General features: G+C 72.2%; 15 protein-coding genes. 6 read left to right on the top strand and 9 right to left on the bottom strand.

The features are described 5' to 3' along the window. The first annotated feature begins 107 nt into the window (after positions 1-107). Positions 108-773 carry a DUF2306 domain-containing protein gene (locus AC0HI0_RS27270; protein ID WP_480926353.1) on the top strand — a complete coding sequence of 222 codons (666 nt, stop codon included), beginning with the start codon at positions 108-110 and terminating at the stop codon, positions 771-773. A 25-nt stretch (positions 774-798) separates the two neighbouring features. On the opposite strand, the gene AC0HI0_RS27265 is transcribed toward AC0HI0_RS27270, so the two are convergent. From AC0HI0_RS27265 to AC0HI0_RS27255, 3 genes are read right to left on the bottom strand one after another with little or no spacing between them, the layout of a single operon-like run. Beyond that, on the bottom strand, positions 799-1,524 hold the full coding sequence (locus tag AC0HI0_RS27265; protein WP_480926352.1) for a lysophospholipid acyltransferase family protein: 726 nt from the start codon (positions 1,522-1,524) through the stop codon (positions 799-801). A 15-nt stretch (positions 1,525-1,539) separates the two neighbouring features. Beyond that, positions 1,540-1,875: a hypothetical protein gene (locus AC0HI0_RS27260; RefSeq protein WP_480926351.1), complete on the bottom strand. Its 336-nt coding sequence runs from the start codon at positions 1,873-1,875 to the stop codon at positions 1,540-1,542. 52 nt (positions 1,876-1,927) lie between these two features. Next, positions 1,928-2,374: a winged helix-turn-helix transcriptional regulator gene (locus AC0HI0_RS27255; protein WP_480926350.1), complete on the bottom strand. Its 447-nt coding sequence runs from the start codon at positions 2,372-2,374 to the stop codon at positions 1,928-1,930. A 71-nt stretch (positions 2,375-2,445) separates the two neighbouring features. Here AC0HI0_RS27255 and AC0HI0_RS27250 point away from each other — a divergent pair, with 71 nt between their 5' ends. Continuing rightward, a complete protein-coding gene (locus AC0HI0_RS27250) occupies positions 2,446-3,627 on the top strand; it encodes an MFS transporter (RefSeq protein ID WP_480926349.1) in 1,182 nt (393 codons plus the stop codon). A gap of 11 nt (positions 3,628-3,638) precedes the next feature. Then, complete coding sequence (locus AC0HI0_RS27245) at positions 3,639-4,574, top strand: GNAT family N-acetyltransferase (RefSeq protein WP_480926348.1); 936 nt, start codon at positions 3,639-3,641, stop codon at positions 4,572-4,574. 73 nt (positions 4,575-4,647) lie between these two features. Here the strand turns inward: AC0HI0_RS27245 and AC0HI0_RS27240 are convergent, their stop codons facing one another. Together AC0HI0_RS27240 and AC0HI0_RS27235 are read right to left on the bottom strand one after the other, a co-directional pair. After that, the gene (locus AC0HI0_RS27240; protein ID WP_480926347.1) at positions 4,648-6,195 is read right to left on the bottom strand and encodes a sodium:solute symporter; all 1,548 of its coding nucleotides are present in this window, start codon (positions 6,193-6,195) and stop codon (positions 4,648-4,650) included. After that, positions 6,182-7,306 (bottom strand): anhydro-N-acetylmuramic acid kinase, encoded by a 1,125-nt coding sequence (locus AC0HI0_RS27235; protein WP_480926346.1) that lies wholly within the window; start codon positions 7,304-7,306, stop codon positions 6,182-6,184. Before AC0HI0_RS27235 ends, AC0HI0_RS27240 begins: the two co-directional genes overlap by 14 nt. A 114-nt stretch (positions 7,307-7,420) precedes the next feature. Between AC0HI0_RS27235 and ftsY the strand changes: the two genes are divergently transcribed. Further along, positions 7,421-8,737, top strand: a complete 1,317-nt coding sequence (gene ftsY / locus AC0HI0_RS27230; RefSeq protein ID WP_480926345.1) for a signal recognition particle-docking protein FtsY — start codon at positions 7,421-7,423, stop codon at positions 8,735-8,737. A gap of 51 nt (positions 8,738-8,788) precedes the next feature. Here the strand turns inward: ftsY and AC0HI0_RS27225 are convergent, their stop codons facing one another. The 4 genes from AC0HI0_RS27225 to AC0HI0_RS27210 all read right to left on the bottom strand — a co-directional run bounded on the left by AC0HI0_RS27225 (position 8,789) and on the right by AC0HI0_RS27210 (position 10,864). Beyond that, on the bottom strand, positions 8,789-9,154 hold the full coding sequence (locus tag AC0HI0_RS27225) for a hypothetical protein (protein ID WP_480926344.1): 366 nt from the start codon (positions 9,152-9,154) through the stop codon (positions 8,789-8,791). Between the two features lie 62 nt (positions 9,155-9,216). Continuing rightward, entirely contained in the window at positions 9,217-9,612 is a 396-nt protein-coding gene (locus AC0HI0_RS27220) for a DMT family transporter (RefSeq protein ID WP_480926343.1), read from the bottom strand. 49 nt (positions 9,613-9,661) lie between these two features. Further along, on the bottom strand, positions 9,662-9,982 hold the full coding sequence (locus AC0HI0_RS27215) for a DMT family transporter (protein WP_480926342.1): 321 nt from the start codon (positions 9,980-9,982) through the stop codon (positions 9,662-9,664). Between the two features lie 129 nt (positions 9,983-10,111). Further along, positions 10,112-10,864 carry an IclR family transcriptional regulator gene (locus tag AC0HI0_RS27210; protein WP_480926341.1) on the bottom strand — a complete coding sequence of 251 codons (753 nt, stop codon included), beginning with the start codon at positions 10,862-10,864 and terminating at the stop codon, positions 10,112-10,114. A gap of 83 nt (positions 10,865-10,947) precedes the next feature. On the opposite strand from AC0HI0_RS27210, the gene aceB reads away from it, so the two are divergent. Both aceB and AC0HI0_RS27200 read left to right on the top strand, forming a co-directional pair. Beyond that, positions 10,948-12,477: a malate synthase A gene (gene aceB / locus AC0HI0_RS27205; protein ID WP_480926340.1), complete on the top strand. Its 1,530-nt coding sequence runs from the start codon at positions 10,948-10,950 to the stop codon at positions 12,475-12,477. A 1-nt stretch (position 12,478) separates the two neighbouring features. Continuing rightward, complete coding sequence (locus tag AC0HI0_RS27200; RefSeq protein ID WP_480926339.1) at positions 12,479-13,675, top strand: DUF6986 family protein; 1,197 nt, start codon at positions 12,479-12,481, stop codon at positions 13,673-13,675. The last annotated feature ends 43 nt before the right edge of the window (positions 13,676-13,718 follow it).

Here is a 13,718-nt window from a genome sequence, read left to right as displayed (position 1 = left end):
CGCATCCCTCTGGAGAGGGAGATACGTCGACTGGCCTCGGGGGGCGACCGCGAGGGGTCCGCGTCCTTACCGTTCCCGGCGATTCCCTTCCGAGAAAGGACGTTCCGGTGGCAACCGTGCTCACGACCCGGCGCAAGATCGGGTTCGGGTGGCTGGCCCTCACGGCGGTCGCCATCGCGGTGTACGCGCCGCTGCCCTACCTGAGCGCACCGCTGAAGGAGATGGGCGACAGCGGGTTGGCGAGCCACTACGCGGCGAAACCGCCGTGGGTGCACGCCGTGCTCTACACGCACATGGTCGGCAGCGGCTTGGCGCTGCTGCTGTCCCCGGCGCAGTTGTCGGCGCGGTTGCGCCGGCGGTGGCCGAGGCTGCACCGGGTGCTCGGCCGGATCACGGTCGTGGCCATGCTGGTCGGCGGCACGATGGGCGCGGTCCTCGCGCCGATGAGCATCGCCGGCCTCAACGGGATGTTCGGGTTCGGCCTGCTGGCCGTGCTGTCGGTGGCGTTCCCGGTGCTGGGCTTCCTGGCCGTCCGACGCGGTGACCTCGTCGCCCACCGGCGGTGGATGGTCCGGGCGTTCTCGCTGGTCTACGCCGGGGTGATGCTCCGGGTCGGGGTGCTGCTGCTGCTCCCGGTGGTCGGCGACTTCGACTCGGCGTACGCGTTCATGCCGTTCGGCTCGTGGGTGCCCAACCTGCTGGTCGCGGAGTGGGTGCTGCGCCGGGAGCGGCGTCCGGAGCGGCGCGCGGCGGTGCCCGCCGGGGCTCGCTGAGCGCCCGGCGGGGTCGGGCCGGAGGTCAGACGGCGTCCGGTTCGGCCTTGCGCGGCCGGGCGTCCAGGGCGGCGGCCTCCTCCGGGGTGGGGGCGGTGCCGCCGAGGTGGGCGGGCTGCCACCACTGGCCCGCGCCCGGCTGCGGGTAGTGGGCCTGGGCCCGGTCGAGCAGCTCCTGCATCCGGGCGCGCAGGTCGGCGTCGGTGGTGGGCTCGATCGGGTCGCCGACGACGATGGTGACCGGTACGTGGCGCTGGGTGAGGTTCTTCGGGCGGCCCTTGGTCCACAGGCGCTGGGTGCCCCACACGGCGGTCGGCAGCAACGGCACGCCCGCTTCGGCGGCCAGCCGGACCGCGCCGCTCTTGACGTCCTTGACGGTGAACGACCGGCTGATGGTCGCCTCGGGGAAGATCCCGACGACCTCGCCGGCGCGCAACGCGGCCAGCGCCTGCCGGTAGGACTCCTGACCGGCCGCGCGGTCCACCGGGATGTGGTGCATCCCGCGCATCAGCGGTCCGGACACGCGGTTCTTGAACACCTCGTCCTTCGCCATGAACCGGACCAGCCGACGGGACGGCAGCGCCCCGTAGCCGGCGAAGATGAAGTCGAGGTAGCTGACGTGGTTGCTCGCCAGCACGGCCCCGCCGGTGGTCGGCACGTGGTGCGCGCCTTCCACGGCGATGCGGAGGTCGAGCACGCGGAACAGGGCCTTGGCCGCGGCGATCACCGGCGGGTACACGCGATCTGGCATGACCTGAACGGTACGCTACTGGCGGGTAACCGTGTTCTGCTCCCGAACCACGCGGGGCACCCCGGCGAGGTCCTCCTCGTTGCACAACAACTTGAGGTTGTAGTACGGCGAGCCCTTGGTGTCGTCGTAGTCGAGGTGGACGGCGATCACGTCCACCGGCTCGCCCAGCCAGTCCTGGGTCTGCCGCAACCACGAAGAGGCCCGTTCGAGGGCGTTGGGCAGGTCGTCGTCCCTGAACTCGACCGGCCGGTAGGGGACCTCCTGCACCTGGTCCCGCTGGTTCGCAGGCATCGGCAGGTCTACCGCCACCCCGCTGTCGTTGAGTTCGAGTTGGATCGTTTCCTCACTCACACCTTGAGGGTCCACCACCCCAGGTCGCGCGGCAAGAGATGGGGGTGTGCGTTCAGCCCGTCTTGACCACGACCGTGTCCTCCGGCGCGAGCGGCGCGCCGGCGTCGGAGCGGATCTCCAGCCGTGCCAACGGTCGGCCGTTCGCGCGGTCGACGAGTTCGGAACGCGGTTCGCCGGGCGCGAACGAGTGTTGTTCGCCCCATTGGCGCAACGCGACGATCACCGGGAACAGGTCGCGGCCCTTGGCGGTCAGCACGTACTCCCGGTAGGGGCTGCCGTCGGCGGCCGGCACGGACTCCAGCACGCCGTCCGCGACCAGCGCGCGCAGCCGGGCGCTGAGCATGTTCTTCGCCACGCCGAGGCCGCGCTGGAACTCGTTGAACCGCCGGACGCCGTCGAAGGCGTCGCGCACGATCAGCAGCGACCACCAGTCGCCGATCGCGTCCAGCGAGCGGGCGACGGGGCACTCCGCCTGGTCGAGACTCGTCCTGCGCACCACGGTTGCATCTTACAACCACTTCCGACTAGCGTCCGAGTGGTAGCAAGATGAAACCACTTGGAGGTCGGCACGTGATCGGCACCGGGCGCGCGCTGCTGTTCGCCGCCACGGCGGGACTCGCCGTCGCGGACATGTACTTCGCCCAGCCGCTGCTGGTCACCCTCGCCCGGGAGTTCGGCCTCGCACCGGCCGGCACCGGCCTGGTCGTCACGCTCACCCAGGTCGGGTGCGCGGTCGGCCTGCTGTTCGTCGCCCCGCTCGGCGACCTGCTGGACCGCCGCCGGCTGGTGCTCGCGATGACCCTGCTCGCGGCGGTCGCCCTGGTCGTCGTCGGCACCGCGACGCACCCGGTGGTGCTGCTGGCGGGGCTCGTGGTGGTCGGGCTGCTGTCCGTGGTCGCGCAGGTGCTGGTCGCGTTCGGGGCGGCGCTGGCCGGACCGGACCGCCGGGGCCGGGTCGTGGGGCTGGTCACCAGCGGTGTGGTGATCGGGATCCTGTTGGCCCGCACGGTGTCCGGCGTGCTCGCCGACCTCGCCGGGTGGCGCGCGGTCTACCTGGTCTCGGCGGGCGCGACCCTGCTGCTGGCGGCGGCGCTGCGGCGGTCGCCGGCCGACCCGCCGGGGCGGGCCGTGCCGCGTTACCGCGAACTGCTCCGCTCGACGGCCGCGCTGTTCGCCACCGAACCGGTGTTCCGGAACCGGGCGTTGTTGACCATGCTGCTGTTCGCGTCGTTCAGCCTGCTGTGGAGCGGGGTGGCGCTGCCGCTGAGCGCGCCGCCGTGGTCGTTGTCGCACACCGCGATCGGCGCGTTCGGTCTGGTCGCCGCTGCGGGCGCGGTGGCGGCGGCGGGCGCGGGCCGGCTCGCGGACCGGGGGCTCGGGCAGTGGACGACGGGGGTGGCGCTGGCGCTGCTCACCGCGTCGTGGCTGCCCCTGGGGTTCGCGGTGGAGTCGCTGTGGGCGTTGGCGTTCGGCGCGCTGCTGCTGGACTTCGCGGTGCAGGCGGTGCACGTCACCAGCCAGAGCATGGTCTACGCGGTGCGGCCTTCTGCGGGCAGCAGCCTGATCGGCGCCTACATGGCGTGCTACTCGGTCGGCAGCGGCCTGGGCGCGCTCGGGGCGTCCGCGGCGCACCAGGTCGCGGGGTGGGTCGGCGTCTGCGCGCTCGGCGCGGCGGTGAGCACCGCGGCCCTGGTCTTCTGGGCGGTCACCAGGGCTCGAAAACCCCTCGCTTTCGCCCGGCCCGGCGAGTGACGATTCCCGGTATGTATGCCACCCGTTTCGCCGGCCCGGACGACCTCGACGCCGTGCTGGCGCTCCTCGTCCGGCTCCAAGCCGACACCGCGCACCACATCGGCTACCTCGGTGAGACGCTCGGCGAGCTGACCGAGGAACTCGCCGAATTCGAACCCGACTGGCCCTCCTGCACGGTCGTCGCCACCGACGACTCCGGCCGCCTGTGCGGCGTGCTCAGCGTGGAGGTGGACACCGAGCTGAACCGGGTGTTCCTGCACGGCCCGTTCGTGGACGTGCCGGTCAACCACCCGGCGGGCAGCCGGATCTGGGACCAGACCTCCGACGCCCTGTACGCCGAGGCCGCCCCGCTGGTACGAGGTATCGACGACCGCGAGGTCTACGGCCACACCGAGCACCGGCGGCTGGCCGCGTTCGCCCAGCGGCACGGCTTCTCCGCCGGCCGCCCGAGCGGGATCTTCGTGCTGGGCGACGACGACCTGCGCGGCCTGCTGCTGCGCGACGCGGGCTGCCCGCGAACAGGTCCCGCCCGCGAGATGCGCGTGCTGCCCACCGACGCCGCCGTGCACGAGGCGGTGGCCGTGCTGCACGAACGCTGCTTCCCGAAGACCTACCTGTCCGGCCGCAAGCTGGTCGACGGTGACGGCCAGCACACCGTCGTGGTCGCGATGGACGGCGAACGGGTGCTCGGCTACGCCGCCGGCAAGGCCGAACCCGGCGAGTACTACATCGACTTCGTCGCGGTGGAGCCCGACGCGCGCGGCGCCGGGGTGGGCGCCGCGCTGGTCACCGAGCTGGTCTGGAAGCTCGCCGAACGGCACGGGGCCCGCCCGCAGGCCGCCGCGTCGATCCTGGCCGGCAATGCCTCGTCCCGGCGGATGTTCGAACGCCTCGGCTTCCACCTCTACCTGGAACTGGTCGCCTACCGCGCCAACCGGGCCGCCTGACCCCGCCCGCCTCCGCGTCCGACCTTCCGCGTCCGACCCTCCGCGTCCGACCCTCCGCGTCCGACCCTCGGCGTCACGCCGCCCGAGCACTGGCCGGCTCCACCTCGGGCGGCAGGTCTTCGTTGTGCCGCAAGGACAGCAGACCGCCCACGATCAGCGTCACCAGCACGCCCATCGGCGTGTACCACGGGTAGGCCAGTACCTTCGAGGTCGCCGTGGCGGCGGAGAAGTCGATCGTCAGGGCCGCGTCCGGGCCCGCGAACTTCACGCCCAGGATCACGAACGCCATCACCGCGACCGTCGTCACGAACGCCGCGATCGCGTCGGACTGCCGGGCCCGCTTGAACAGCAGCCCCAGCAGGAACGCGCCGAGCAGCGCGCCGTAGGTGAAGCCCGCGATGGACAGCCCCTGCTCCACGATCGGGTTGCCGCGCCGGGTGAACGAGGCGAACAGGCCCGCGCACACGATCAGCAGCCCGGCCCACACCACCGTCCAGACCCGGCCCTGCTTGAACAGCTCCGCCTCGCTCAACGGCCGGCGCACCACCCGCTGGACGACGTCGGTCACCGTCGAGGAGGCCAGCGCGCCCAGCGACGAGCTGAGCGCGGCGGCGAGGATGCCCGCGATCACGAACCCGGACAGCCCGGACGGCATGTCCTGGACGATGAAGTTCGCGAACAACTCGTCGTTGTTGTTCAGCTTGAGGTCGGTGACGGGGTTCGCGCCCTTGTAGAACGCCCACAGCATCACGCCGATGAACAGGAACAGCGCGAACTGGAGGAACACCACGACACCGCTGGCGATCAACGCCTTCTGCGACGCCCGCACGTCCTGCGTGGCCATCAGCCGCTGCACGATCAGCTGGTCCGCGCCGTGCGAGGCCATCGACAGCACGGCACCGCCGACGAACGCGGTCAGGATCGCGTAGGGCGAGGTGAACGGGCTGGCGGACAGGTCGAAGATCTGGAACTTGCCGGCGTCGACGGCCGAGTCGAACCAGCCGGCGTCCAGCTTCCCGGACAGCACGACGATCACCGCGACCGCGCCCAGCACGTACCAGAGCATCTGGATGGCGTCGACCCACACGACCGCGCGCACGCCGCCGAGGAAGCTGTAGACCACCATCGCCAGGCCGAGCACGACCACGATCGCCCAGTACGACGCGTCCACGCCGTACGCGGCGAGCACGACCTTGACCGGGATGGCGGTGGCGAACAGCCGCAGGCCGTCCGCGAGCAGCCGGGTCACCAGGAAGGTCAGCGACGCGGTGCTCTGCAACCCGCCGCCGAACCGCTTGCCGAGGAAGCCGTACGCGGTGACCAGGTTGCCCGCGATGTACTTGGGCAGCAGCACGAACGAGACCACGATCCGGCCCAGCAGGTAGCCGATCGCCAGGGACAGGAAGGTCATCGTGCCGCCGTACGCGACGGTCGGCACGGACAGCACGGTCAGCGTCGAGGTCTCCGCCGACACCACCGAGACGCACACCACCCACCACGAGATCCGCCGCTCGCTGACGAAGTAGTCGGTGGCCGACCGCTGCCGCCCGCCGATCCACACCCCCAGCAGCGGCATTCCCACCAGGAACAGCACGATGATGGCGACATCAAGTGCGCGCACGGTGACCTCCAATTCTGAGCCCGGTGACGGGGCTGTCGGCAGGGTCGGGCAGTCGCAGGGGTGCCCGGCCCGGGGTGATCGAGCCGAGCGGGCGCGGACCGGACGCGCCGGTGGCGGCGGGCACGTTCGCGGGCAGGCCGTGCCAGGTGAGGAAGCCCAGCAGGGCCGCCAGGTACGCCTCCTTGCCGTCCGCGGGCAGCCCGAACTCGTCGCTGGTGCGCAGGTCCACCTTGTCCCGCAACGAGCGCACGAGCACGGGGTTGCGCATCCCGCCGCCCGAGCCGATCACGGTGGTGCCGGCGCACTCGGCGGCGATGGTGCGGGCGGTGAGTTCGGCGAGGGTGGCCAGGAAGTCCTCGGCGGGCACGGTCAGCCCCTCGGTGACCCGCTCCAGGTAGGCCAGGTCGAAGTGCTCCTTGCCGGTCGACTTGGGCGGCTTCGCGGCGTAGTACGGGTCGGCGAGCAGCCGCGCCAGCAACTCCTCGTGGATCCGGCCGCGCGCGGCGAACCCGCCGTCCACGTCATGGGTGCGCAGGCCGCCGGAGAGGGCGACCATGGCCGCGTCCATCAGCGCGTTGCCGGGCCCGGTGTCGTAGGCGACCACCCCGTCGGGGGTCTGCCGGGTGATGTTCGCGATGCCGCCGATGTTCAGGGCGGTGGTGCCGGGCAGCTCGGCCAGCCACAGGGCGTCGAGGGTGCTCGCCAGGGGCGCGCCGTGCCCGCCGGCGGCGACGTCGCGCACCCGGAAGTCGGCGATCACCGGCAGCCCGGTGGCTTCGGCGATCCACGCGGGTTGGCCCAGCTGGAGGGTGCCCACGCAGCGGCCGTGCTCGACGTGGTGGTGCACGGTCTGGCCGAGCGACGCGACGAGGTCCGCCCGGTGGGTCGTGGCCAGGGGCGCGGCCGCGTCGGCGAACAGCCGACCGAGGCGGGTGTCCAGCAGGCAGAGGTCCTCGGGACTTCGGGGCGGGGTGCGGAGTCCGGGCGGGAACGGGTGTTCGCCGTGGTGCAGGGGAGTGAGGACGACCGTGCTGCCGTCCAGTGCGAATTCGCCCACCGCCACGTCGACGGCGTCCATCGACGTTCCCGAGATCAGCCCGATCACCCTCACGCCCTGTGTCCTATTCCACACTGCCCGCAGGCGCAAGGGGGCTGGTGGGAAAGTTGCTGGAAATCAATCTGGTTCGTTGATTGATCACAATGCGGGGCGTGCGAGGATTGCGCGGTGTCCACCACGCTCCTGATCTGGATCGTCGTTGTCGTCGCGGCGCTGCTCGCGGTCGCCCTCGTGACGGGCGTCGTGCTGTCCAAGCGCAGGCGCATCAGCCTCACCGAGCCCGAGCGGGACAAGCCCGTCAAGGGGTACCAGGCGGGCAGCGGCGTCACCTTCGCCAAGCCCGCCGAAGCCGTCGAACCGGCCGAGCCCGCCAAGCCCGTCGAGCCCGTCGCGGAGCCCGAGGTCGAGGCCGCGCCGGAGCCGGTGGAGCACCCGGTCGCGGAGCGGACCGAGGTGGACGGCCAGCCCGGCGTGGGCGACGACGCCGCCGTGCCGAGGGACTCGGTCAAGCGCGGGTTCGTCGAGGTGCCGCTGCCCGAGGCCGCCTCGGAGATCGACGAGATCGAGCCGACCTCCGGGCGGCTGGAGCGGCTGCGCGGCAAGCTGTCGCGGTCGCGGTCCACGCTGGGGCAGGGCCTGCTCGGCCTGCTCGGCGCCGGCGACCTGGACGAGGACTCGTGGACCGACGTCGAGGACACGCTGCTGATGGCGGACCTCGGGGCGGCGGTGACCGACCAGGTCGTCACCGCGCTGCGCGCGCAGATCGTGGCGCGCGGCGTGCGGTCGGCGGACGACGCGCGGGCGTTGCTGCGCGAGGTGCTGATCGACGCGCTGCACCCGGAGATGGACCGCTCGGTGCACGCGCTGCCGCACTCCGGCAAGCCCGCGGTCGTGCTGGTGGTCGGTGTGAACGGCGTCGGCAAGACCACGACGACCGGCAAGCTCGCCCGCGTGCTGGTCGCGGACGGGCGCACGGTGCTGCTGGGCGCGGCGGACACGTTCCGCGCGGCGGCGGCGGACCAGTTGGCGACGTGGGGGTCGCGGGTCGGCGCGGAGACCGTGCGCGGTGCCGAAGGCGCGGACCCGGCGTCCGTGGCGTTCGAGTCCGTCAAGAAGGGCGTGGACGCCGGGGTCGACACGGTGCTGGTCGACACGGCCGGGCGGCTGCACACCAAGACCGGGCTGATGGACGAGCTGGGCAAGGTCAAGCGGGTGGTGGAGAAGCAGGCGGCGGTGGACGAGGTGCTGCTCGTGCTCGACGCCACCACCGGCCAGAACGGGTTGACCCAGGCCCGGGTGTTCGCCGAGGTCGTGGACGTCACCGGGATCGTGCTGACCAAGCTCGACGGCACCGCCAAGGGCGGGATCGTGTTCCAGGTGCAGCGCGAGCTGGGCGTCCCGGTGAAGCTGGTCGGGCTGGGCGAGGGGGCCGACCACCTGGCCCCGTTCGAGCCCGCCGCGTTCGTGGACGCCCTGCTCGGCTGACCCGCTCGGCCGACCTGTCGGGTGGTCGTCGGCCCCGGTTCGCCCGGTGGGTCAGTTCACGTCCGAGCAGCGGTGCCAGCACTCCTTGACCTGCTGCTGCTCGGGGATCACGTGGTAGTGCAGCGGTTCCAACGGCGATTTCACGACGTAGGCCGCCGGGGTGCGGCGGGCCTGCGGCACCACGTACCGCAGGGTGCCGCGCACCGGCTCCAACCAGCCGTCGCGGTTCGTGGCGCGGACCCGGGCGCCGGGGTAGGCGCGGCGGTACCGGCCGATCAGGTCCACCAGCCACTGCACGCGGTCGTCGGTCCGCTCGACGGGCACCGGGTCGAGTTCGGCGCCGTCGCTCCAGCGGCCGACGACCTCGTGGTCGTCCCAGTGCAGGGTGAGCGTGCGGCCTTCATACGTCGTTCCCACGTCGGAGATCATCGTCGGTGGGCGCGCGCCCGGCTTGTCAGGGTCATCCGATCGACTGATCCTCAGGCGGCGGCGGGCTTGGCCGTCAGCTTCAGGCCGACGACGCCGCCGATGATCAGCACGAAGCACGCGACCTTCAGCGGCGAGATCGACTCGTCGAACACCAGCGCGCCGAACACGACGGTGCCGACCGAGCCGATGCCGGTCCACACCGTGTAGCCGACGCTGACGTCCAACGTCTTGAGCGCCAGCGACAGGAAGAAGATCCCGCCGGCGGCGGCCAGCACGGTGGTGATGGACCAGCCGAGGTGGGTGAAGCCGTCGGAGCCGTTGGTGCCCAGCGCGAACACCACTTCGAAGACGGCCGCGACGAGCAGGAACGTCCACGGTCGCACGTCGGACCGCGCGGGTGCGGCGGCCGGGGTGGTCGCCGGGGATTGCCTGGTCTGCTCGGACATGGTGGAGGTTCTTCCTGGTTCGTGGGGAGCGGGACGGTCGCGGGTCCGGTCAGACACCGGAGGCGATGCGCAGGCCGATGACGCCGAGGATGATCGCGCCGAAGCACAGCGCCCGTGCGCGGTTGATGCGCTCCTTGAAGAACAGGACGCTCAGCACGACCGTGCCGACCGAGCCGATGCCGGTCCAGATCGTGTACCCGACGCCGACGTCGAGGGTCCTGAGGGCGAGGGACAGGAAGAAGATGCCGCCGGCGGCGGCGAACAGCGTGATCACGGACGGGACCAGGCGGGTGAAGCCCTTGGTCGCGTTGGTGCCCAGGGCGAACGCGACTTCGAAGACGGTGGCGATCGCCAGGTACAACCAGTGCATTGGGGTCGGCTCTCTGTGCGGGAGGCTGTGCCCAATAACTGTATGCGCATGAATGTAAATGCGTCAACGGGTGTCCCCGCTGGTCCGGTCGGTGGACGTCGCACCCGGCCGGCCGGGTGCGACGGCGGCTCAGGTCAGCGCGGCCTTGTCGGCCAGGCCGCGCGCGATGGCGAGGACCTCCGGCAGGATCCGGTCCACCGCGTCCTTGGTCAGCCGGCCCTCCGGACCGGACACCGACACGGCCGCCATGGTGGGCGCGCCGAGCAGCGGGACGGCGATGCAGCGCACGCCGAGTTCCTGCTCGCTCTCGTCGAGCGCGTAGCCCTGCTCGGCGATCTGGTCCAGCGACGCCAGGAGTTCACCCGCGTCGGTGATGGTGTTGGGCGTGTACGCGGGCAGCCCGGTGCGGTCGAGCAGCGCGCGCACCTCCTCGCGCGGCAACTGGGCCAGCATCGCCTTGCCCACCCCGGTGCCGTGCGGCAGCAGCCGGCGGCCGACCTCGGTGAACATCCGCATCGAGTGCCGCGACGGCACCTGCGCCACGTACACCACCTCGTCGCCGTCCAGCACGGCCAGGTTGGCGGTCTCCTCGACCTGGTCCACGAGCTGGGCCAGGAACGGGCGCGCCCACGTGCCGAACTGGCGCGAAGCGCTCTCGCCGAGCCGGATCAGCCGCGACCCGAGGGTGTACCGGCGGTTGCTGTTCTGCCGCACGTACCCCAGCGTGACCAGGGTGCGGATCAGCCGGTGGATGGTCGGCAGCGGCAGCCCGGAGGTGGTGGCCAGTTCCGACAGGCTCGCCTCGCCGCCCGCGTCGGCCAGCCGTTCCAGCAGGTCGAAGGCACGCTGCAAGGACTGCACGCCCGTGGACTCCCGTGCCATTCGGATCACCCTTCGTTGCCGTTCCGCAATGCAAAAACTATAGTCCGCAGAGTAGAACCAGACGCAAGAGAGGTGGGGCCACCATGACCGGTATCCGCGTGCTCGGGGGCGACGTCGAGCGTGGGGACGAGATCCTCACGCCGGACGCCCTGGAGTTCGTCGCCGGCCTCCACCGCGCGTTCGCCGCCACCCGGGACGAGCTGCTCGCCCGCCGGGCCGAGCGCGGGCGGCTGGGGTTCGCCGAGGAGACCAGGCACGTCCGGGAGGGCGACTGGCGGGTGGCCGCGGCGCCGGAGCCGCTGCGCGACCGCCGGGTGGAGATCACCGGGCCGACCGAGCGCAAGATGACCGTCAACGCCCTCAACTCCGGCGCGAAGGTGTGGCTGGCCGACCTGGAGGACGCGAACACGCCGCACTGGCACAACGTCGTGTCCGGCCAGGTCAACCTCTACGACGCCGCGCGCGGCACGGTCGAGCACCGCTCGCCCGAGGGCAAGCACTACACCCTCGACGACGGCGACCGCCCGACGATCGTGGTCCGCCCGCGCGGCTGGCACCTGCCCGAGCGGCACATCGAGGTCGACGGCGCCCCGGCGGTCGGCGCGCTGGTCGACTTCGGCCTGCACTTCTTCCACAACGCCGCGCTCGGCCGGCCGTACTACTACCTGCCGAAGATGGAGAGCCACCTCGAAGCCCGGCTGTGGAACGACGTGTTCACCGCCGCGCAGGCCGGGCTGGGCGTGCCGCACGGCACGATCCGCGCCACCGTGCTGATCGAGACGATCCCGGCCGCGTTCGAGATGGAGGAGATCCTCTACGAGCTGCGCGACCACGCCTCCGGGCTCAACGCGGGCCGCTGGGACTACCTGTTCAGCATCATCAAGTACTTCCGCGACCAGGGCGCGGAGTACGTGCTGCCGGACCGCAACAGCGTGACCATGACCGCGCCGTTCATGCGCGCCTACACCGAACTGCTGGTCCGCACGTGCCACAAGCGCGGCGCGTTCGCGATGGGCGGCATGGCCGCGTTCATCCCGAACCGCCGCGACCCCGAGGTGACCGCGCAGGCGCTGGCCAAGGTCCGCGACGACAAGAGCCGCGAGGCGGGCGACGGGTTCGACGGCAGCTGGGTGGCCCACCCCGACCTGGTCCCGGTGTGCCGGGAGATCTTCGACGCCCGGCTGGGCGAGCGGCCCAACCAGCTCGACGTGCTGCGCGAGGACGTGGAGGTCACCGCCGAGCAGCTGCTGGACTTCAAGTCGGCCGGCGGTCACGCGACCCGCGCGGGCGTGGAGAGCGCGGTGGACGTCGGCGTGCGCTACCTGCTGTCGTGGCTGGGCGGCAACGGCGCGGCGGCGATCCACAACCTGATGGAGGACGCGGCGACCGCCGAGATCTCCCGCTCCCAGCTGTGGCAGTGGGTGCACAACGGGGTCGTGCTGGACGACGGCGCGCCGGTCACCGCCGAGCTGGTGCGCGCGGTGCTGCGGGACGTGCGGGGCCGGCTCGACGGCGAGCACCTCGACCTGGCCGTGGAGCTGTTCGAGCAGGTCGCGCTGGCCGACGACTTCGTGGACTTCCTGACCCTCCCGGCCTACGCGCGGATCGCCTGACGTGCCCCGGACGTCCCTGGACCCGGCGGCGGTCGCGGCGGCCACCGCGCGGCTGGTCGACGTGGTCCAGCGGGCGCCGGCCGGGCGTCAGCCGGTGCACACCTGCTACGTCCCGGCCGACCGGGTCAGCGCGGCCACGCCCGACGAGTGGGGCGCGCGGGCGCTCGCGGCGCTGGCGTCGCACGCGCCCGCACCGGCCGACCTCGCCCGGATCCTGGACCTGCCGGCCGACCTCGCGGAGGTGCTGCACGCCAAGGTGGCGGCCAAGCTCGCCGCCGAACCCGTGGAGGACCTGCGGATCGACTTCGAGGACGGCTACGGCGCGCCGCCCACCGAGGACGACGACGCCGAGCGCACCGCCCGGATCGCGGCCGGCTGGCTGGCGCGGGGGCGTGCCCCGGCGCGGTTCGGCATCCGGATGAAGTCGTTCGACACGGCGGCCCTGCGCGAGCGCGGCATCCGGACGCTGGACGTCTTCCTGACCGCGCTGGGCGAGGTGCCGCCGAACTTCGTGATCACCTTCCCCAAGGTCACCTCGGTCGCGCAGGTCGAGGTGCTGGGCGAGATCCTGGACCTGCTCGGCGGCGACCTCCGGTTCGAGATCCAGGTCGAGACCACCCGGTCCATCGTGGACGGTGCCGGCCGGCTGGCGATCCCGACGTTCATCGAGGCCGGGCGCGGCCGGGTGAGCGGGCTGCACTTCGGCACCTACGACTACACGGCCGGCTGCGGGCTCGGCGCGGCGCACCAGCACCTGGCGCACGAGGCGTGCGACTTCGCCCGGGACGTCATGCAGGTCTCGGCGGCCGGGCGGGGCGTGGAGCTGTCCGACGGCTCGACCAACGTCCTGCCGGTGGGCGACGCGGTCGAGCACGGCTGGCGCACGCACTACGCGCTGGTCCGCCGTTCCCTGGCGCACGGCTTCTACCAGGGCTGGGACCTGCACCCGGCGCAGCTCGTCACCCGGTACGCCGCGGTGCACGCCTACTACCTGCAAGGCGCGCGGGCCGACGCGGAACGGCTGCACGCCTACGTTTCCCGGGCCGGCGGCACCGTGCTGGACGAACCGGCGACCGCCCAGGCGCTGTCGTCGTCGTTCCTGCGCGCGGTGGACTGCGGTGCGCTGGACGCCGCCGAGGTCCACCGCATCACCGGGTTGGACCAGGCCGCGCTGCGCGCGTTGGCGCTACGTCGGTAACAGGGCGGCGATTCGCGGCGACCCAAACAGGGACGGCCACCCC

It is taken from the genome of Saccharothrix sp. NBAS 001 (assembly GCF_056640475.1).
Note: the sequence above shows the minus strand (reverse complement) of the source record. Positions and strands in the feature narration are given on the sequence as shown.